Source organism: Rossellomorea vietnamensis (assembly GCF_008180415.1).
In the GTDB taxonomy this organism is placed as follows: domain Bacteria; phylum Bacillota; class Bacilli; order Bacillales; family Bacillaceae_B; genus Rossellomorea; species Rossellomorea vietnamensis_C.
The window spans coordinates 19,660-39,613 of the sequence record NZ_VTEI01000014.1; the positions used below are offsets into that span (position 1 = coordinate 19,660).

General features: G+C 39.9%; 27 protein-coding genes and 1 pseudogene. 3 read left to right on the top strand and 25 right to left on the bottom strand.

Features of this window, described 5'->3' with window-relative positions:
- Window positions 1–224: 224 nt before the first annotated feature.
- From comGB to FZC78_RS19075, 5 genes and pseudogenes are all read right to left on the bottom strand, one after another.
- The gene (gene comGB, locus FZC78_RS19055) at window positions 225–1,259 is read right to left on the bottom strand and encodes a competence type IV pilus assembly protein ComGB (protein WP_148941670.1); all 1,035 of its coding nucleotides are present in this window, start codon (window positions 1,257–1,259) and stop codon (window positions 225–227) included.
- Window positions 1,256–1,888, bottom strand: a pseudogene (locus tag FZC78_RS19060) (ATPase, T2SS/T4P/T4SS family); the annotation flags it as partial. The gene comGB and the pseudogene FZC78_RS19060, both read right to left, overlap by 4 nt.
- Before the next feature lie 28 nt (window positions 1,889–1,916).
- The gene (locus FZC78_RS19065; RefSeq protein WP_148941671.1) at window positions 1,917–2,171 is read right to left on the bottom strand and encodes a hypothetical protein; all 255 of its coding nucleotides are present in this window, start codon (window positions 2,169–2,171) and stop codon (window positions 1,917–1,919) included.
- 5 nt (window positions 2,172–2,176) lie between these two features.
- Entirely contained in the window at window positions 2,177–2,446 is a 270-nt protein-coding gene (locus tag FZC78_RS19070) for a hypothetical protein (protein WP_148941672.1), read from the bottom strand.
- Window positions 2,447–2,529: 83 nt separating this feature from the next.
- Window positions 2,530–2,736, bottom strand: a complete 207-nt coding sequence (locus FZC78_RS19075; protein WP_148941673.1) for a hypothetical protein — start codon at window positions 2,734–2,736, stop codon at window positions 2,530–2,532.
- 130 nt (window positions 2,737–2,866) lie between these two features.
- On the opposite strand from FZC78_RS19075, the gene FZC78_RS19080 reads away from it, so the two are divergent.
- Together FZC78_RS19080 and FZC78_RS23860 are read left to right on the top strand one after the other, a co-directional pair.
- Window positions 2,867–3,082, top strand: coding sequence for a hypothetical protein (locus FZC78_RS19080; RefSeq protein ID WP_148941674.1), 216 nt, complete (start codon window positions 2,867–2,869; stop codon window positions 3,080–3,082).
- A complete protein-coding gene (locus FZC78_RS23860; protein WP_187445014.1) occupies window positions 3,060–3,209 on the top strand; it encodes a hypothetical protein in 150 nt (49 codons plus the stop codon). Before FZC78_RS19080 ends, FZC78_RS23860 begins: the two co-directional genes overlap by 23 nt.
- Window positions 3,210–3,220: 11 nt before the next feature.
- Here the strand turns inward: FZC78_RS23860 and FZC78_RS19085 are convergent, their stop codons facing one another.
- From FZC78_RS19085 to FZC78_RS19110, 6 genes are all read right to left on the bottom strand, one after another.
- Window positions 3,221–3,502, bottom strand: a complete 282-nt coding sequence (locus tag FZC78_RS19085; RefSeq protein WP_148941675.1) for an AbrB/MazE/SpoVT family DNA-binding domain-containing protein — start codon at window positions 3,500–3,502, stop codon at window positions 3,221–3,223.
- 140 nt (window positions 3,503–3,642) lie between these two features.
- Complete coding sequence (locus tag FZC78_RS19090; RefSeq protein WP_148941676.1) at window positions 3,643–4,311, bottom strand: M23 family metallopeptidase; 669 nt, start codon at window positions 4,309–4,311, stop codon at window positions 3,643–3,645.
- A gap of 50 nt (window positions 4,312–4,361) precedes the next feature.
- Window positions 4,362–4,604: a PTS mannose transporter subunit IID gene (locus tag FZC78_RS19095; protein WP_148941677.1), complete on the bottom strand. Its 243-nt coding sequence runs from the start codon at window positions 4,602–4,604 to the stop codon at window positions 4,362–4,364.
- Between the two features lie 15 nt (window positions 4,605–4,619).
- Window positions 4,620–4,901: a hemolysin XhlA family protein gene (locus FZC78_RS19100; RefSeq protein WP_148941678.1), complete on the bottom strand. Its 282-nt coding sequence runs from the start codon at window positions 4,899–4,901 to the stop codon at window positions 4,620–4,622.
- A gap of 67 nt (window positions 4,902–4,968) precedes the next feature.
- Entirely contained in the window at window positions 4,969–5,151 is a 183-nt protein-coding gene (locus tag FZC78_RS19105) for a hypothetical protein (protein WP_148941679.1), read from the bottom strand.
- Window positions 5,151–7,049, bottom strand: a complete 1,899-nt coding sequence (locus FZC78_RS19110) for a phage tail protein (protein ID WP_148941680.1) — start codon at window positions 7,047–7,049, stop codon at window positions 5,151–5,153. Before FZC78_RS19110 ends, FZC78_RS19105 begins: the two co-directional genes overlap by 1 nt.
- A 179-nt stretch (window positions 7,050–7,228) precedes the next feature.
- On the opposite strand from FZC78_RS19110, the gene FZC78_RS19115 reads away from it, so the two are divergent.
- Window positions 7,229–8,479 carry a hypothetical protein gene (locus FZC78_RS19115; protein ID WP_148941681.1) on the top strand — a complete coding sequence of 417 codons (1,251 nt, stop codon included), beginning with the start codon at window positions 7,229–7,231 and terminating at the stop codon, window positions 8,477–8,479.
- A 26-nt stretch (window positions 8,480–8,505) separates the two neighbouring features.
- Here FZC78_RS19115 and FZC78_RS19120 read toward each other — a convergent pair whose 3' ends face one another.
- From FZC78_RS19120 to FZC78_RS19190, 14 genes are all read right to left on the bottom strand, one after another.
- Window positions 8,506–8,916 (bottom strand): hypothetical protein, encoded by a 411-nt coding sequence (locus FZC78_RS19120; protein WP_148941682.1) that lies wholly within the window; start codon window positions 8,914–8,916, stop codon window positions 8,506–8,508.
- Window positions 8,913–10,496 (bottom strand): hypothetical protein, encoded by a 1,584-nt coding sequence (locus FZC78_RS19125; RefSeq protein ID WP_148941683.1) that lies wholly within the window; start codon window positions 10,494–10,496, stop codon window positions 8,913–8,915. The genes FZC78_RS19120 and FZC78_RS19125 overlap by 4 nt, the downstream gene beginning before the upstream one ends.
- A 12-nt stretch (window positions 10,497–10,508) precedes the next feature.
- Window positions 10,509–11,303 carry a phage tail domain-containing protein gene (locus FZC78_RS19130; protein ID WP_148941684.1) on the bottom strand — a complete coding sequence of 265 codons (795 nt, stop codon included), beginning with the start codon at window positions 11,301–11,303 and terminating at the stop codon, window positions 10,509–10,511.
- Entirely contained in the window at window positions 11,300–13,519 is a 2,220-nt protein-coding gene (locus FZC78_RS24910; protein WP_148941685.1) for a hypothetical protein, read from the bottom strand. Before FZC78_RS24910 ends, FZC78_RS19130 begins: the two co-directional genes overlap by 4 nt.
- 237 nt (window positions 13,520–13,756) lie before the next feature.
- Entirely contained in the window at window positions 13,757–14,152 is a 396-nt protein-coding gene (locus FZC78_RS19145) for a hypothetical protein (protein ID WP_148941687.1), read from the bottom strand.
- A 5-nt stretch (window positions 14,153–14,157) separates the two neighbouring features.
- On the bottom strand, window positions 14,158–14,787 hold the full coding sequence (locus FZC78_RS19150; RefSeq protein WP_252183687.1) for a major tail protein: 630 nt from the start codon (window positions 14,785–14,787) through the stop codon (window positions 14,158–14,160).
- Window positions 14,788–14,795: 8 nt separating this feature from the next.
- Window positions 14,796–15,176 carry an HK97-gp10 family putative phage morphogenesis protein gene (locus tag FZC78_RS19155; protein WP_148941688.1) on the bottom strand — a complete coding sequence of 127 codons (381 nt, stop codon included), beginning with the start codon at window positions 15,174–15,176 and terminating at the stop codon, window positions 14,796–14,798.
- Window positions 15,176–15,505: a hypothetical protein gene (locus FZC78_RS19160; RefSeq protein WP_148941689.1), complete on the bottom strand. Its 330-nt coding sequence runs from the start codon at window positions 15,503–15,505 to the stop codon at window positions 15,176–15,178. Before FZC78_RS19160 ends, FZC78_RS19155 begins: the two co-directional genes overlap by 1 nt.
- Window positions 15,495–15,830, bottom strand: coding sequence for a head-tail adaptor protein (locus FZC78_RS19165; protein WP_148941690.1), 336 nt, complete (start codon window positions 15,828–15,830; stop codon window positions 15,495–15,497). Before FZC78_RS19165 ends, FZC78_RS19160 begins: the two co-directional genes overlap by 11 nt.
- Window positions 15,830–16,135, bottom strand: coding sequence for a phage gp6-like head-tail connector protein (locus FZC78_RS19170; RefSeq protein ID WP_148941691.1), 306 nt, complete (start codon window positions 16,133–16,135; stop codon window positions 15,830–15,832). Before FZC78_RS19170 ends, FZC78_RS19165 begins: the two co-directional genes overlap by 1 nt.
- A gap of 13 nt (window positions 16,136–16,148) precedes the next feature.
- The gene (locus FZC78_RS19175) at window positions 16,149–17,525 is read right to left on the bottom strand and encodes a phage major capsid protein (protein ID WP_148941692.1); all 1,377 of its coding nucleotides are present in this window, start codon (window positions 17,523–17,525) and stop codon (window positions 16,149–16,151) included.
- Entirely contained in the window at window positions 17,522–18,097 is a 576-nt protein-coding gene (locus FZC78_RS19180; protein WP_215727412.1) for an HK97 family phage prohead protease, read from the bottom strand. The genes FZC78_RS19175 and FZC78_RS19180 overlap by 4 nt, the downstream gene beginning before the upstream one ends.
- Window positions 18,075–19,277 (bottom strand): phage portal protein, encoded by a 1,203-nt coding sequence (locus FZC78_RS19185; RefSeq protein WP_148941694.1) that lies wholly within the window; start codon window positions 19,275–19,277, stop codon window positions 18,075–18,077. The genes FZC78_RS19180 and FZC78_RS19185 overlap by 23 nt, the downstream gene beginning before the upstream one ends.
- Window positions 19,278–19,417: 140 nt before the next feature.
- Entirely contained in the window at window positions 19,418–19,903 is a 486-nt protein-coding gene (locus FZC78_RS19190) for a hypothetical protein (protein WP_148941695.1), read from the bottom strand.
- Window positions 19,904–19,954 lie beyond the last annotated feature (51 nt).

A 19,954-nucleotide genomic window follows, 5' to 3' on the forward strand; every position in this document is an offset into this window, starting at 1 on the left:
TCCAAGCCAGCTTCTTGAAGGCATGTTCTCGGATGATTGGCGGAGTTCATGTATCCATACTGGCTGCTTGGAGACATGTTCTTGGGTGACTGGCGGAGTTCATGTATCCATACTGGCTGCTTGGGGACATGTTCATGGGTCATTGGCAAAGTTCATGTACCCAGGCTGGCTCTTTAGAAAAAAAGTTTATAAACGAAGCAAAAAGTTACATTAGCACAAAATAATCACCCTAGTGACTGCATCACTTGGAACATCGGCACCATAATAGAGAAATAAATGAGAAGGATAAACACACCTATGAACAAGAAAACAACTGGCTGGATAACCGTCAGCAATTTTTTGCCGCTGTCCTCAAGGGATTCCATACAGAACTGGCTGTATATGAAAAGCTCCTGGGGTAACTGTCCTCTTCTTTCACCATGTCTGATTACTTCTAAAAATCCATCAGTAAACAAACCGAAGAATTCGACTGTTTCAGGGAAACTCTTTCCGATTCTCAAATCCTGAATCATCCGGCCTGCTGCTTCTTTGAACAGCGGCCTGTATGTCTGGCTCCCCATTTCACTCAAAGCCTGATTAATCGACATCCCGCTGTTTAATAAAAAACTCACTTCACGGGAAAAGAACTGAGTGTACAGCAGTCTTAAGTATCTTGAAATAAGCGGAATCCGCAGGAGCAGCTCTGCCCTTTTTAAGGGTGTACGAGACTGAAAACGCTGGTAAAACAATGCTCCCCCAAACACTGAAAGGACCAGAAGCAGCAGGAATATAGCTGGAAGACGTTCGACGATAGCGAGGAATATACGCAAGTTATTTTCCGGACTGTATCCCATGGAAGAATAAAGGATTTGAAATTGAGGGAAAAGCACGCTTTTGAGAAGGATCATTACACCAATTAATATGAAAATTAATACGAGGGGGTAGGTCAGCACTTTCATTAATGCCTCTCTATCTTTTTGCCTGGCATGTAAATACTTACCTGCCTGGATAAGTGTCTCTGCAATTCTCCCATGCATCTCGGCGAAATAAATCTGCGTACAAACATGGAGCGGCAAACCGGCAGATTGAAGGACAGCAGAGAGGGATGAGCCATTTTGTAACTGAGACAGCATCTTTTGTTTAATGGCATCTTGCCCCTGATAGTGTCCAATGAATACAAATTCGATGGCATCTGTCAGAGAATAGCCATTGGACAAGAGTTCACCCAGACGCTTTAAAAAGGATCCATGATCTTTTATGTTCCCTTTTTTTCTTTTCATTCTATTCTCCACCTGTTCAGCTCACGCTCAGGTATATACCCAAGTGCACAGCCTTTCCGCAGCAAATTTGTCAGAGTGGGATAGTGGTAATGAGCAAGTTCTCCTTTCGCTTCTTTCAGCACTTCATTCAAAGCCTTCCCGCTTAAAATCTCATAGATTGCTGCTCTTTTATCACGAGGATTCCTTGTACACGTCTCGAGGCACGTCTCACCACAGACTGGACAAATCAGGGTGATCAGCCGTTGAGCTGAAACTCCAATAAGGCATTGCTGGATTTCATGCCACTGAATACCCAGCTCCATCAACCGATAAACCGCTCCCTTTGCATCTTTGGTGTGAAGTGTTGACAAGACTAGGTGACCTGTCAGCGAGGCCCTGATAGCGACCTCTGCGGTTTCTTCGTCCCGGATCTCCCCTACCATGATGATATCGGGATCATGCCTTAGAATGGCGCGAAGCCCCGAGGAGTATGTGACACCTGCTTTTTCATTGACCTGGACCTGGACAAGAGAATCATTGAATTTTTCAACTGGATCTTCCAATGTGACGACATTTCTTTGTAAAGCGGACGAGCAATGTTCAACAAGGGAATATAAGGTTGTGGTCTTGCCGCTGCCAGTTGGTAATGTTATGTAGATACAACTAAACACATTCATGTCAAGACACTCTTAAATCAACATGTCTTTTACACTTCACGCATTGATAAAGGTTTGGACTTACTTCCTTATGCCTTTTCAGCTTTCTACAGGTCTGGCAGGATAGAGTGACATGTCTTACTGAAAAATCATTAATCTCCACATCTTCTTCCTGGTCCATGACTTCTTCTGCCTCACCCGCCTCTTCATTATCTGGCCACATAGCAAACAAAAATATGGTACTCATTACACCGGTCCCAAAACTCACCCAGTCCATATTAATCACCCCTCATTAAGAATGTACTGCAGCTCCCCTGTGTTGAAATCTTTCACAGGGACAATCTTATAGGCTGAATAAACACCATGCTCCTGCTGCAGCTGGAAGACGAGCTCAGGATCGTTTAGGCATTTTTCTACCAGGAGACAGGCCAAGGTAGTTGGTTTCATGTTGCAGGCATTGGACAACCTATTCAGTTTGGCACTCATCTTGTTCGTGAGTGAAATGTTTACCCGATTCACTTTCTTATTTCCTAACCCCTTTCCTTCTATCATCACATCACCCCCTTCCAAATGTCATGACAATTGACAGTGTCAACCGTGTAACAATGTAACAAAAGGGACCTGGGGGAGGGAGGTTATAATCTCAAGGTGATCCCGCCCCCAGCTGTCTTAATTACCTCTTTTTTTTGGAGTGATCGTTGGTGCTCCCTATCTACAAGTGTCTTTAAAAACTGGCTTCCGTTTCGCTTATCACCATTCGGAAGCTTGGTTACGAAATCATGAAGCGTCTTTTGCTCTGGATCATCAACGTTTAAACAAAGAGACACTTTCTTAATGTTCATTTCAACCTCTCCCCTACCGTATATTTGCAGTCCACTTCTGAACTACTTAATAAATAGTTATGAGGCGAACAAGACAAATATTCTTTATATGGTATTATTTATAGGATGAAATTTAAGGTGGATGGTCTATATGAAATGGAACTTGGAAGCGATAGTGGAAACTGATGGGGTCAAGTCAATGCATTTCGATAATGCGTACGGAGATAAAGTTATATTAGGGCTTAAGCTGATTAAAAGAATTAAATCAGAATTGTCATATGATCGATTTGAGATTATAAAAGTAATGGCCAACGAAGATGATATCACTGAAGAGGTGAAGGAACATGACCAAAGAGGACTTGATTGAAATGATTAAGAAGAGTGAAGTGCCAGCAGACTATATGTATAGATTCATTAACTGTGCTGAGGAATGTTTTAAAGTCGATTTAGAAATTGATAAGAAATATGAAGAAAAAGCCCCCACGAATGTGTGAGGGCTTTACCTTTAGTTTGTTACTAACGTTTTATGTAGTTCTTGGGTGAGCATTTCTGCACCTTTACGACTTATTATCAGTTCACTATCAGGAAGTTTAATGTTATCATCTGAAACTTCCCCCGTTATAAAGCAGGCCATGCTGGGTCTATATTTCTGCAGAATCACTTTTTCACCATCGATGTACACTTCTAGAGGATCTTTAATTTCAATTCCGAGAGTTCTACGCAATTCTCTTGGTATTACAATCCTTCCTAATTCATCTACCTTACGAACGATTCCAGTTGATTTCAATGCAAATTCCCCCTTTAACTCGACCTTACATTAATTGTAATTTACAGACGGGAAATTTCAACATATTTTTACCAAAATATACAAATAATTTACACCAAATAAAAAAAGCCCCCACTCCATAAGGAATGAGGGCTTTTGTTTTATCTGTACACAGGACTTGATGTAATTGAGCTATCTTTATCCCTTGGAGCATAGATGTTCTGGTAACCAAATTGACCAGTTTTAATGGTGTAGACATTTGGATAAGGATTTCCTTCAATCTTGTAAGACAATCCACCAAATTTAGCAGGTTTTAATGGTACCTTGTGAGCGTTCTCTGTCACCGGCTGCACATCGGTAGCGTAATGGTTCCATTCTTTCATGTGCTTGTGAAGATTGAGGTATTTATCTCCGTCCAGGTCTTTACCCAAATAAAGAAGTGGATCTACTGCGTTTGACTTGTTGCTATTCCATTTGCCTTTATGGAGCTCAAAGTGAAGATGCTGACCTGTTGACATCCCGGTATTGCCCATTACACCAAGCACTTGCCCTTGTTTCACCCTAGCACCTTCCTCTACTCTCCTGGAACCGCTTTTCAGGTGAGCATAAACTGTTTCATATTCTTGGCCACCAATATTATGCAGCAAGAAAATAACCTCACCATAAGAGCTAGAACGATAAGATCGATGAACAACTCCATCAGCTGCCGCTACAATCTCAACAGTGCCACCTTGTGCTAAGTCAATTCCGTTATGCCAGCGAACTGCCCCCTGCAAAATATCTTTACCAAACGGCGAAGTCAGTCTTCCTTTACATGGATAAATAAACATTTAACCCTCTCCTTTTTATGAAATGAAAAAGAGCCGCCTATTGGCAGCTCCTATTTCTTAATTAACCCCTGGGCTTGCAGTGCTTTTTTCTGTAACTGTGCATCCTTACTGACAAAGGTGTTTCTCCAAATGGCGTAGAGATTAAGCACCAAAGCCACAGCTGCAGCTAACAAAATGACAAACGCATCTATGCTTGTTTGAGTAAACCAGTCAAAGCTTACATCGATAGATCCTAAAAACAGCAACATTGCAGACAAAAAGCCTCCAACTAAAGTGAAAATATCCTTTTTCATTCTCATTCTTCCTCCCTAGTTCTGAATTGCGACATAAAAAATAGCGATTGCTCCTCCGATGGTTCCGGAGATAATCGCTGTAATTATGGCACCTGTTATTTTCCTTTTGATCCAGGTTGTATTTTCCTCGATATTCCCCATGGTTTTATTAATCGCAGAGATTTGCTCATCATGCCGAATGGTTGTGCTTTTCAACTCACTGACTTCTTTCTTTAGGTCCTTGATGTCACTTTTCATTTCCACGATTTCTTTATCATAATGATTCATCTCAGGTGGCACCTCCACAGTGTTTGACATGATCATCTCCCCCTCTCCCTTTATACATTATTTGGACCACCTCCTCTCAAGGCAAAATAAAAAAGCCTTACTGGCTTTCATCTATTGGAACCACACTCTTTATATTTATCCTGGAGAAAATGAACTCCCCTATGATTACTGTGTTTATCTCAGGGCTATTAAGCTGCTCATTTAAAGTTATAGCATCATACTCTTCAATAGCAGCCGTATACTCAGCTCCATCATGTGTTAGAATCTTTATTTCCTTCACTAGAAAGTCCCTCCAATTTGCGATGAGATAAATAATCTTGAAATGATATTTGCATTGATACGCCCTAAACCGTTAGGAGTCAGCGTTACCTCATGCCAGGCCCCTCGTTCTACCCGGCCGCTGTCATCCTTGGAGAGGTAAGGAATTAAATCGATGTCATTACCTGAAGGCGAATCCCCAAGCACTGTAGTTCCATCCACTTTTACAGTTACCTTTGACGGTGTGGAAGACAATTCAAATATCCCATGTTTTATTTCGTGAGTATGATCCGGCAATGTTATCTCATGTGAATGATTAGGAATCGTTAAATTGTGCGAATGATTAGGAACATTAAATTCATGAGAGTGGGAGGGTATAGTCACACTATGGTTATGAGCAGGTATTGATACACTATGGCTATGCCCAAGTTGACCCTCATCAATTAACACTAAATGTTCATGCTGATCATATGGAGCCAATTCTCCACCTATTGGGACACCTGATCTTAAAGTGACACCGTTAAAACTGACAGCACTACTAGAAACTGTTGTTCCGCCTCCACTGGTACTCGATTGGGTTGTCCCGCCTCCCGAACTAGTTGACTTCGCTACTCCCCCTCCTGAGCTTGATGTCGCCGTCGTGCCGCCTCCAGAACTTGTGGACTTAACAGTTGAACCACCGCCCTGAGTAGCCTGAGAATAAGCCCTGAATGGCTCTGTTTCATAAGAGAGTGTCATCGTATTAACGTTCACCAAATCGGCAGGAAGATAAAACCTGATGACTGCAGGGTGGTCTTGATCGCAGTTATCCACGTAATTGTGGGAGTCAATATTTGTGGCCCCCTGGGCATATGTCTCATTGACTTTTTGCCGGCGCTCCAAATCAGCCTGTGTGGTGCTCAAGTCTTCAACGAGATTTCCTATCTCCAGCTGCACGTTGCCGGGATCTCCTTTAATGTCTCGCCTGGACTCTTTCATAATTCTTAGATCAGTGACAGGGAATCCCTCTACTTCCACCCTCACAACCTTACCTTCTTTTAATTCGTCCAGTTTAGCCCCTGTTATTTTTGATACATCAGCCGCAGATGTTTTCCATGTGACTACTGGCTCTTTCCATTTCTTAAGTAAAGCTTTTCCATTGGCCATAAGAGAGGCTGCATCTTCAAAGCGCCGGTCTACCCACACAGTTTCAAATAATCCGTTTTCAGCAATGGATTCTGCATCTTCGATATAAGGGACACCACCATTAACTGACTCAATTCCCAGTTGATTAACACCTTCACCATAGCCAAGAGGATAGATTCTGTTGAATACACTCAAGGGATTTTCCTCAATCTCAATACCTAAAAGGTTATGTTTCTCTTTAATGCGGCAGGCGGGCTCAGTTTCAGGTTTAATGAGATTGAGAGTCCAAGGATAAGAAGTGGTGTCAAAGGTCCATCTATAAGGCTCATCAAAAGGTTTTGGAACACTGAAGATTCCCGAAGCAACATTTTCATTTTCCCAAGAATAGTGAAAGTATCTTACAATCTCGACTTTGCCTCTTTTCCAGTGCTTAACCTTTTGCTGGGCGAGTAAGTAGTCAATGACTTCTATTGTAGATTTGTTGGTCAGCTGGTGGTATTTGAATAATGTACTGCCGATCAGTGTGGCTAAAACATGTTCCAGTTGAAAGGTTACACTTTTTTGATTCTCGTTTTTAACCGTTTGCTTGGGGATAACGCGGAATAATCCAATGTAATCTTTATCGTGGGTTATTTCCACATACTTTAGAGCCTGGACCTTATTCACTTTCGGATCGTCCAACGGAAGTGAAAAGGATGCTGTCCAGATTTCATTGTTTGTTTTTTCATAACCAATTCCATATGCATTTTCCAAAATGGCAGTTACGTTCCTTTCGAGATTTAACGTTTTAAGCAATTAATTTCACCTCATATCTATACAAAAAGACACCCTCTTTTATAAAGGTGTCTCTCTATATGTATAGTTTCCTCAACAATTTTAGCTACTAATAATTAGGAAATTGCAAGATTCTATACCTTTCATTTTACTAAAGTGTTAATATATTACATGATATTAACATGCCAAGGAGGACACCAATGAATGCAGCTACATTAGAAACGCCAAGAACCTTAACAAACTTTTTTAAATTGTGGGCGTTTTTTATTCCTATAACATCTATTTTACTTATTCCAACTGTTCAAGGAACGTTACCAAGCTATTTGTTAGCATTTTCATCTCTACTATTAGTTTTATTTGTAAATCAATACAAGGTACAGTTAGAGGGGTATTTATCAGAGTTAATAATGATTATTTTTGTTTTTATACTACTTTCCCTTATTTCACAATTACTGAATAGCTTTTTTACCATTCCAGCATTTGATAGAATCACCCTAGTTGATCCTGACAATCCTTCAAAAGTGGTATTTAGAACTACTTTTTTTACACAATCCCTATACTTATTGTCTGGAATACTTACTTTTGTATTTGTAAAAAGGTACTTTACCCTATCTTGGGAAAAGTATATTTTTCTAGGTATCAATTTCTTTGTGATTTATGGTCTATTTGAATTTATTTATTACCTAGCTTTTAATGATTTTGGAGACTTTCTGACTAATAGAGAATATGATGATCATGAAACAATTAATTTAGGTAATCAGCTAATGACAATAGGTTCTGTTACTTTCCAAAGAATAAACAGCTTAGCACTTGAACCGTCAATGTTCGCTTTTACATTGCTTCCATTTTGGATATATTCAATTTTTACTAAGAGAAAAAAGACCTCAATCCTGCTTTTTATTGGTCTGTGTTTATCAACTTCAACCTCAGCTCTAGTAGGAATTGCTTTTTACTTTACTTCAGCTCTCAAAAAGAGTAATAAACTCTTAATTTTTTATCTGATTGGATTTTCCATTCTTTTCATACTATTAAACTATGAATTTGTCTTTCAATTACTCGATAAGATTGTGTTACAAAAATTCAACCAACAAACTGAATCAGGTATTATGCGATCATATTACTTTGAAAATCATCTAGATTACTTTTTTAGCCTAAATTTCTTCAGTATGATTTTTGGCATCGGCTTTGGATATGTTCGCTCAACAGACTTTTTTACAACTTTACTAATTAATAATGGCTTTATTGGCGTTATAATTTTCACTGTTTTATTTTTCGTACCGATATTTAAGTTAAAAAACACTTATAAAAACTTTGGTTTAAAATTGAGTTTATTTGTTATTTATTTAATAATGATGATCTCTGTACCTGAATATTCATTTCTTAGTATTTGGTTGTTTTTAGGTATAGCATATAACCAACTTAATAGACAAAAAAGAGAAGCCGTATTGTAGGCTTCTCTTTTTTGCAAGTTAATATTTTAGCGTGATGCTGCGAGTAGAGTTACGCTTACGATTCGTTCTGAGCCATAATTATTCTGGATCCCTAACCTCCCAGGGGACACCATGAAAATATTCAACTTACCAACAGTGTCCTTTGTTTCTGTCACAGCACTTCCGAAACTAATTTGATGGACTGCATTTCCATCTGAGAATCCTATAAGGTAACCTGCATCTGGTATACTTGCTGACACAAGTATAAATCCCCTTCCGTTTGGATTATTAGTTCCACGCAAATCATAAACTTCTGTGGCACCGTTGGCGATATTTTTACTGAAGCCGCCGGTTAAACCTCCTACATTGTCTACTCCTAAAATCGGTTTCTTTCCGTCAGCTCCATCACGAAGATTAATTGTGAAATTTTGTTCATCATCCAGAGATGTGTTTTTCAACTGCAATCCATTCGGGTATTGACGATTTTCATTTGAATAGTGAACGGTCCGGTACTTCCCAGCTGTATTTTTTTCGAAAAAATTATTTCAGCATTCAGTTTATTATCTTTGGTCACCGTAAACATATCTTCAAACGAAGTTCGGTTTGTATCGTCACCAGGACGTATAAATCGACCGCTAACATTAACCATAGAAACTGTATTGGTATCCAGTACAATATGTTTGTCTGTCTCCCCTGTACTTCCTTTTGATTCATAATTTACAATATCAATTAAACCACTTGCTCCACCTGTCATAACTATTCCTTGGGCTTGACCGTCTTTTGAAATAGGAACAATTTCAAGATTGGAAAATTTCATGGTGAAACTTAGCGGTCTTTCTATATATAATCCAAATTTAGTATTATCAGCAACAATGTTTGACCCTGACATAGTATACGGGTAGTCATCGAATACTACACCATCCGAATCAACGAAATTTCTTGGTACGACATGCAAGAATTTATTAGATCCCCAAGCTAGGACGTTATCATAATAATAAAAATCTGCACTTCCAACCATAAAGATCGTTAAGTCCCTTTTAAGAAGACTCACAAAATGCTCACTCCAATATTCAGAAGATGCTCCCTCAATTACAGGAAACACGATGTTCGGATTAATATGAACATCCTTAATACGTGAGATGTCACGTGATCTTCTGATTCGAAAAGCTACCTTGGTAACCAGACCATAAATGCCTTCTACTGTCCCACGCTCAAAGCTTTCAAGATCAATAAAATGACTAGCCCCTACTACAGATAAATTCTTTAATGTGTATCCAAATCCTTTTGCTTTAATGGTAAATGGAAATGTTGGCACATCTCCGATTGTAAGATTTGTATCGACGGATTTATAGTAAAAACCAATATTTTGTAGTGTGGCATTGTCTTCTACAGTAATTGCAGGTTTTGTTCCAGTAAGATCATCAAGGATAAAATGAGATTTTGTAAAAATCCCCATTCCTACTGATCCACCTGATAAGTATCCCGCTTGTGAAGTTCCCTGACCTATTAACGTTACACCTTTGGGAACAGTAAGAGGGTTAACAATCCTAACTCCTTTTGAAGTATAAGGTATAAGGACAAAACCTATCTTATTCATCTTAGCGTAATTTAAAGCATCCTGAATAACCTGTGAGTCGTCTATAACACCATCAAGTTTAGCGTTGTAGGGGAATTGAGTTACACTTATTAAACTCCCTGCCTTTGCTGCTTCATCTGCCAATAGTTCATCACGCTTTTGTAATTCTGACCGCAATCTTGCGTCTGGACTGGGGTGTGAAAAACCTTCTAAATCGATCTTCATTTGCTCGACTGCTGGATCGATTGTGGAGGCGCCTGTTACCTGGTCAAGTTGAGCTTCTGTTCGAACTGCGGTCTGTTTAGCATCGTCGGCAGTTGTTTTTGCTTCATTAGAAGTCTTCAGCGCATTACTAGATTCTCCTCTAGATCGGCCAGCTTCTTCAATGGCAGCATTTATTAATTTTACTCCTTCATACAGAGGGAATTTAATCCCTGTAGGAATTTTTTGAAGTGACAACATCACCACCATCCTTTAAACATATTGATCTTGAACTCTTATGGATAAATTGAAATTGAGGTTGCTACCCGAAACCGTTATCTGATTAAGCCCTGGCTGGAGATAAAGAAATTCCCCGACAATAAATTCTTCTTCACCATCTTTTAAAATAGTGAAATCTTTACCTCTAATTTCTAAAGTAGCGTTTGAAAAGTTTCCTAGCGTTAAGGATTTTCCGTTTGCACTTAAGATAACGTTATCTCCTGATCCAGACACCAAAATAGTCGGAATCAACGCATAACCCGTAACTGTTGTTTCTACAGATTGGGGAAATGTTATGTGAATATCATCCACAAATACTGTATTGATAGAATAAACATCATCGAAAGTAACTGTGGTGCTATCCCAATGAACTTCATGGTTTTCAGTATTTGAGTATTTTAATGGGTCATTAGCTTTAAAATTCAAATTAACAACCCACTCACCATCAACTCGTTGTGGAACAACTGGACCATTAAGCTTTGCCATACAATACTTACCTGGATCATAGTCAAATTCAATCTTTATCAGCCTTGGTTTTCCATATGGGTCCAACAAAAAAGCAACGAAATCATTAAGATTCCGCTGCATATTCGTGTAAAAGCGATCCATAATTTTTAGAGGGAAAGAGAAAGGTCTTCCTTTAACCTCTGCCCCAAAATCCCACTCGCCAATTTTCCCTGGTATGAATAAAGTTTTATTCTCATAATCGGGAGTGGCGGGGTCCTCATTGCCGGGTTCACAATAGAAACCAAAGTCCTCAAACCGATATTGATCATCCATTGTTATCATGCCATCACCACTCCTTGTGATCTGGCTTTTATCTTGTTATTCTGGTTTAGCTTTCGGCTCATGCCTGGTGCCATTTTTGTGTTCAATTCCTCTGTATCCAGATACACATGGACTTCCACAGTACCCCCAGCTCCTCCGCTTGCTTCCAAGATGCCTTTCCCTATTGCACCAAGCGTTTCTTCATTGAGAGGTATTGCTGCCTCAGGTCCCGCTTCTCCACCGCCCTGCAGTTGTCCGCCATACTGTCCAAAGATTGTTGGACGAGTAAAGATTGCGCCTTTCGCATTCCATTTGATTGTTGGAACACTTGGAGGGGTTAAACTAAAACTACCCGTAATCTTAGGTTGAGGGAGTCTCGGCAACTTGATTTTAGGAATGCTTAGCTTCATGTTTGAGAAAAATCCAATAATACTTTTGACAATTCTCTCAACTCTATCTCTCGCGTCTTCGATGGGGGAAACTACCTTTTCTTTCGCTCTGTCCATTGCCTGGCCAGCTTTGTCTCGCAACTCATTGAATTTCCTGACTCCACTTGCTGTTAATTCAGCAATCTTATTTACGACATAAGTTTTTAATATGCCGGCAGCCCTCTTGATATCGTCCCAGTTTTTATATAGCAAGACACCGATAGCAATTAACCCGGCAATACCTGCAATTACCAGGGCAACTGGTACCGCGATCGCGCCGATACCCACACCAAGAAATCCAGCCAATGTAGTCATTGAGGTGACGATAGGGGCAGCTATCATTAATACAGCTATCAATCCACCAATCGCTGCAGCACCGGTAGCAATTCCCGCAGTAAGTTCCGGATTCTCATTAGCCCATTCGATAATTTTGGTTGTAAATTCAGCCACTTGAGAAACCAACGGAGTCAATATGACGCCCAAGTCAGCCAGGTTCCTTTGTAACTCGGCATTTGCTTCAGCGTTCCTCTGTACTTCTGGATTCAGTTCTTGATACTTGTTATAAACCTCACTAAAACCCTCCTTGGATAAAGTTTTCAAAATGTAATTTGATCCCTCACCAATGGAAATCATGGACGCTAAAGTACCGTTGAAACTTTCAAGATCAACCCCACTTCGTTCTAAAAGCTCTGCAAATGGGCCAACAGCCTCACCAGCTGCCAAAGTTTCCTGTATGCCATCAGCAATACCTTCAGTTTTAAGTGTGTCACTGAACCGAATATATGCACCATTTATTTCATCAATAACTGTTGCCAATTGACTATCGTCAAATCCACTTGCTAACAAGTTCGCAAGTGTTTCCCCAGCTGAATCTGGTTCTCCAGTAATGGCAGTTATACGAGTGAACGCATCTTCGACAACCTTTAAATCCCTACCAGACGTAGAGGCATTGGTTTTAAGCCTAGCCAGAACTTCATTGTATTCCTGCATCCCTGTGACAAGTCCTCCAATGGCTGCAGCAGGGGCGGCACCAGCTAACGCTTGCATTCCACCGCCTAATTCCTTAATGGACTTTCTGGCTTTTTCACTGCCTTCTTCAACCTCTTTAAGAGACCTTTTAAATTTGGTCATTGTGGTTCTTGCCTCATCTAACCTGGACTCCATCTTAAAGACTTCCGTTGAGTTTTCTCCGTATATTTTCTTTGTCTGCCGAAGCTGCTGTTCCATGTTTCGGACGGCCCGCTCACTCAAGTTCAACTGAGACTTTAATTGCTTATGTGCCAATTCAACTTTTTCAGCCTCTGTTGCGTTATCACTGAGCTCTTCAGTTTGAAGTTTGAATGAGCTTACCAACTTTTTGTTCTCAGCTTCCATTCGCCCGCTCTCTTGCTTCAGTTCTTTAAGAGCTCCTTCTGCTTCCCGGGTCTCCTGTGCCTGCTCAGATAGACCCTCATTCACCCGCTCCATTGACTTCTCCAATGCCTTTTCAGCTTTTTCAGCATCAAGGAGCTTCCCATACATTTGGGTGAGCTGCCCGGTCGTTGTCTTCGAGCTTTTAGACATTTCCTCATATTGGGCCCGTAACATGCCGGTTCTTTTTTGCGCTGCTTCCATCTGAATCTCAAGCTTCTTCTTTTCGGCAGCCAACTTATCGGTTGCCTTAGCATCTTTATCCATTGCAGAAATGTGGTTCTTATATTCTTTAGCAGCTGTATTCATCACTGCGTTAATTTCTTTTAACGTTTCTGCGTACTGGACCTGACCATCCATCTTGAAATTCAGAACAACATTCTTTTCCTTATTAGCCATCTTCTCACCTCGTTTATATAAACGGTGTCTGATCTAGGGTATAAACTTCTGTGGAATGTTCTTCCACAAGGGCATCTGGATTATGATATCGGAGGTGCATAATGTATTGTTTCAGCAAGTGATTTGGGGTTATATTGAAAAAGTCATCCATGCTTAAACCAAGAAGCGTGTTGCCTACATAAAAATAAAAGTCCCAATCTAACCCTGCAGACTGGGACTTACTCATTTTCTGGCCAACTAATTTTTTTTTTCAGTTTTAAGCATATCCATATCGGACTTCTGGAAGTTTTGGTTGCTGAATAGATCCAGGGCTACTTGGAATATTCCAGGTAGGTCACTCAAAGGAATAGAACCTTCAATTTCTTGCATAGTGCATTCGGTTCCTCCGGCTCTGACCATCGCATAAATCAAACAATGCATAAGTTTAGTTTCTTTTTTCCCAAGAGAAATACGGCCACCATTGTTAATTAACATTTCATTGATTTCCTGTTCAAATACTTCATATTCCTCCCCATACGCTTCTTCCACATAAGGGAATGACCTGAAAGTAAAAACGACCGGAATACTTTTACCTTGAATAGTAATTGCATTCCGATTTATATCAACGTTTACCAAATCACTTAATTTAGCCAATTAGATCACGCTCCTGTATCTTCCGGGAACAATGTTTCCAGTTGAGATTCATCTAAGACTACTTGTTTCATGAAATCCTCTGCAGTTATCCCAGTGGCACTTTCGCGAGCAGAGTTGAAATCCACTTTTGTATTCTCATTGAATAATAGTGGACTTGCTGTCATGACCAACTGCTGTGTCGGTATTGTCGTTTCCTCATTGTCAGATGTATAGCTCTCTTCAGGAGGAGTAATCTGAACTCGCGGGTACCAACGAGCAATTTTTTCTCCACCACTTAAAGGCGCAATAAATCCAACAGCAAAGTATGGGTATTCCATAGGTTTTCCGTTTTCGAATACAATTCCCTTCTGAGCAGTTAATCCTTTCATTTTATCCTGCACCTCGATAGGCAGGGCCGTATGATCTAATGTTAATGTGAATGTACTATTCTTTGTTACATTGACAAAAATCTTATTTGAAGCCCACTTTGTTGCAGTTGTTGGGTTTCCGGCTATACCAATGGTTTCAATAGTCGGCAGGCTATAAATCTCAGGATCATATTCAGGAATCTCATCTGCAGTATCTTTTCCACCAGTCATAAATGCGATGAACAAGTTCTCCACACCAACCGGATATAACATTTCTTTTGCTTTCACCAAAATTATCACCCTTTCATTCTATCTAATATTTCCGTTCTCATAATCTCAGCTATTTTATCGCCCTCACCGTCCCACGTATTCTGGACAAAGTGCCGGCCTTTAATCTTCCCGCGACCATTCGCTTTCTTATGGCCATGTTCAACCAGGTGCCAATAAAAAGCCCAGTCCTCAAATTCCACACTGACCATATCATTTTTCACTACTACCTTCAGCGCATCTCTAAGGTGATTTCCTTTATAGTCTGAGACTGGGATACGTGGCTTTAACTTTTTCGCAAAGTACTCAGCTGCATCTTTCAGGACATCTTTTTCAACTCTCTTATTCACTTTCAAAAGTGTGTTTATTTCTTTCAATGCTTCTGCGAAACCATTGTTGTTTGCAGCCATTAATTCACACACCTAATCATGGTTATAAACTGTGTCACTGTGGAATCATTTTCATCATAGGGAAACCCTTCAAACTGACCGAAGGCAACACCATGGGAGTCCAAAACCTCTTTCAAAGGCTCATAATCCGCTTCAGTTCCATCAGTGATGACAGCGATTTGATATAAAGGCATCGACTTGAACACTCTTGAGGATGACCTCTTATATCCCTCATTTACGAACTCATAAACAATGTACGGATAGGATGCCCCTGTGATAGCTTCATCCCTATATACCGGCAACCCTGACTCTTTCATGATGCTTCTTAATTGCTGAAAGTTAATCTGCATAAGATAAACTCATCTCCATAACCCCATCAGCTTCCCGTGTATAGATGCGTTCAATGTCATACTTTCTGCCGCGGATTCCGATGCGGTAGTCCTTTTGGTTATCTTCGATTTCTCGGTCAATCCGAACCTCGATTTTCTTAATAACCTCATTCGTGTCCCTCTCGGCAAAAATCTTGTCTGTGGAAGTCACTCCGAGATTTTTGTATTTGATATCTCGAACTTTCGGATATCCCATCACTGGACGATCTGTTTCTGGATCAATGGTCTCTCCCAGCTTTAGGAGCTCTCCATTCCATTTCCTATTGTTTGTTGCTCTTTTAGGCATCAGTACACCTCCTGAATTGCTTCAGAGGTTGAAGTATCTTGGGCAGGCTCCTCTAAGTCAGAGTACACTTCTTGTACGATGAAAGGAGTAATTGCATCAAGTGCTTCCGAAAGTTCTTTTTCCGCAACCCGGTAGTCATAGAAAATTCCTGAACACATAATGACCAGGTATTCCACCTCTTTGCCGGTAGCTTTTAAAACATAGTTTTTTCCTTGCTTAATATAAAAAGGGAGCATGGTATCATCCATGCCCTCCTCCCAGCCAATATGGCTTTTCACTTTAGGAATATATTCTTCCTCAGTCATGAGGTATCACTCCTTATGCTCCTGCAGAATCAGTGGCTCCCACTTCATAACGGTAAACTGCTGGCTCAAATGGAGAGTAGATTAACTGACCATCTATAAGATAATAAATCTTAAAACCTACTTTGTTTGTGCCAGCGTATTTTTCAACTAGTTTTTGCAATTCCATACCACCTTTAACTTCTTGGATATGGAATGCTTTAAAATCACCAAAATAGAACACTGGTGTCACAGTATCAGTTGTAGATTTATTGGCAGCATCTGTGAAATCTAAAGGGAAGCCTTCATATTCATAAATACCATTGGTTTTTGTTAGTAACTTCCGTCCATTTACATCTGTCATTCGGTTTAAAATGTTGTATGCAGCTCGGTTTACAATCCAACGACCTTTTTTAATTACTTCTGTAACCGGCTCACCAATCATAATTGCCAATTGGTCTTGTAATACTTGTGACCATTTCTCCTCTCCAACAACCACTGGAACTGTTTCATAGAAAGGACGAGACTTCTTAGCGAGTGCACCTGGATTCTCATTCCCCGCATCATCACCATTGAACATGTAGTTAGTTTCTTTACGTACATATGCTTTTTTCAACTCTTCAATAACGATATTTTCAATATTTACACCAGTACGTTTTAGTAACTTTTTCGTAATTGTTGCAAGGGCATCGAATTCCGCTGGATCCAAATCAATTGAATCAAATTCAATATCAGTTTCTGGGATCTCGTTATCAGTCCGTTCTGTTTTGTTAACATTAGCATCAGCTTTTTTTACTAGCACTGGATATTTTACATCTGCATCTGTTGCAACATAAGAGCCATATTTCCTTAGTAAGTTTTCTTCTTGAGCATATGTGATTACTTCTCTTGAAACTGTAATTGGCACTGTAACAGAGCCATTATTAATATCTACACCCAGTGAACGTGCTTCAGCCTCAGTAATATTACCAACAACAAAGTTTGCAAAAGCAGATCGAATTTCTTTTTCCTTTTTCTTTGTTGACTTATGGCCGCGAGTGGAAAGACCTTTCCCAATCTGGCTCATGATATTATCACGGTGTTCAGTTGAGATACCTTTTGAACGACTTTCACCTTCGTCGCCAGTGTCTTTCCCCGATTCTCCATCAGCGTTACCTTCACCTGACTCATCACCATTGTCATCGTCTTTAGAATCACCGTCGCTGCCAGCAGCCCCTGCATCGCCTTCACCATCATCCTCAAGGTTAGCCAACTCATCCGCAATCTCTTGCGCTTCAGCTGTCAGTTCATCCACTTCTGTTTGTACCGCTTCTACCTCTTCCTCACGAACTTCACCTTTTTCAAGTTTAGTACGCAGCTCTGTAAGACGTGACTTATTACGTTTTTGCAAAGACAATAATAGTTTTCTATTCATTTTGTTTCCCCCAATGTTTTATTTATTTGTTGGATTAGCTTAATCCTTGTTTCAACGGTTTTATCTATTTCTCTACTTCTGACTAGATGGGCTTCAGTATCTTCATAAGCCGGCAGAGCCAGTATCGTAATTTCATACAATTCAACTTCATTTATAGTTCTTACTGCAGGTTCTTCATTGTAATTCCATGATTCGTCTGTTACATAAAATCCAAAGCTGCACTGGTCAATATCCCCACGATCCATACTGATTTCAAGGTCCCTGCCTGCAGTTGTATCGGGCAAATCCACTTCAAATTTCAGTCCGCGTTCGTCTTCACTTAATCGGAGAGTGCCGCTTTTGGTCCTGCCAAGAACTTTATCCCAGTTATGGTTATAAAGCGCCCGGACATCGCCATTAGAAATTGATTTCGAGAAAGCTCCAGGACTAATTATTTCATCGAAGAAATTACCAATAGATGTACGAGAATTAAAAACTGCAGCATAACCACTCACCTTTAAAGGCTCGTTTTCTGAGTTGCGAGTTTTAATATTGGTGATGTCAAGTGTCCTAACCTCCTTCTTCTTTGTCATTGTCATCACCCCCTTTCAAGCTGTCATCAGTTGCCTTCTTATCACCGATTTTCGTTAAGTCATTAGATAAATAGATCGCCTGTGTCTCCGGTGTATTCTGTTTCTCGAAGCCAAGCATTTCGGCCACATTATCCGGGGATGTAATACCAGTTCGAACAATGTTGTAACCAATATTCGTTTTGGTGCTATATGGAACAAAATCAAGAATATTAATTTTGAACTTAATCCGCTTGTCCGAATCAGGGCCAAAAAAAAGAAGAGTCAAATGCTCTCCGAAGTTTTTCATCATTGGTTTAGTTGCTTTATTGTGGAGATACATCATGGCCTTTTCTAAATCAGACTTAATCAAGGCTGTGTATGTGTCCACATTGATACCTAAGAACTTCCCCAGGTCCTTTTTATAGATGTTCAAATAGGCAAGCAGCTTCTCATCTTCGATAGGACTTTTCATTGTATCGATTGAGTAACCTTTCCCAAGAGGAATCAGTTTAACAGTCCGAGACTCATCGATTGATTCGAGCTGATCAAGAATAGCGTTTATCAATTTTGATTGAGCACCATTCTGTGGATTGATATGGGCGTCCAGCTTAAGCAGGAAAGCCAGAAAGCCACCTTTGGTGTATTTATCAGTCAGAACCTTTTCGGCGCTCATAACACCCTCCAGTGTGTTTCTACCTAACTCCAATAAGCCAACACCTTTTAGATGGTTTGTCCCCATGTTTTTAATGTGACGAATCATAGAGGAAGGAATCCTTGTTCCACCTACACCCGTTTTAAAATGTTCAACCAACTGTTCATCAAGCTCAGTATGAATGTTGGTCGCGATATGCAACTGGTCTTTATTCAATAACGGAAAGACTTGCCCCTGAATCATATAAGTATTCGTCATGAGCTTGATGAACTCAGAACCGGTTAGGTAGTTATTCGGATTCTTTAAGACTTTCAAGGCTGGATCATTTCTGATTTCATTTCCGTCCCTGTCTTCCACAACACACTCGGCCAGCATCATCTGGTTACTGATATCCTGCAGCAGCTCATACACGTCACTTGATTCAAGGATGTTTCCATCATCAGCATACCTGCCGCCAAACCTAATGGAGTGTGAATGAATGTCTTCATTCAAGCCCCGCTTTTCCATTTGTCTATATACATAGTTGGAGAACATATCTCTTAATCCCAATTTCTCACCACCTTTTAAGGCATAATAAAAAGCTACTCCTATTTGAGTAACTTTAGTTTGTAATCAACTTCCGTTTTTTAAGACTATTTAATTTCATAAATACTAAAATTAAAACACCTTTTGAGGTGTTTTATTGATTGCTATAAATTCCTGGTTAATTTACGTATATTAATAACAAGATAGAGGAAAATAACAAATAACTCACTGTAAAAGAGAATCAGGAGAACATTTTTTGTTAACCCATCATTAAAAGTATCAAGTGGATAAGGTAATAGCATACTTGGCCAACAAATACCTACTAAACATGCATAAAAGAGTACAACCAATCCACTCCATATACCCGCGGGTTTTGAGTTACTTTCAATTTTCGATTTTTGTTTTAACTTCTGTTCTTCAAGGCTTTGAAGCTCAGTCCGAATAATTTGATCCCCTTGCCCAGTTAAGTTCATAAGTTGTTGTTGAGATTTGAGAGTTTTGTGTTCCTCTTCTATCTCCTGTAACCTTTTTTCAGCAGCATTTTGCTCACTTGATAAAGATATGATTCTACTCACCAAAAATCCTCCAATAATAGCTACTAATGCAGCAGTGGATGTAACTATGGTAGTAATCAAAATATTTAAATCCATAATCTTCACTCCTTATAATTAGCATTATAACCCAATCTGATATAAAGAATG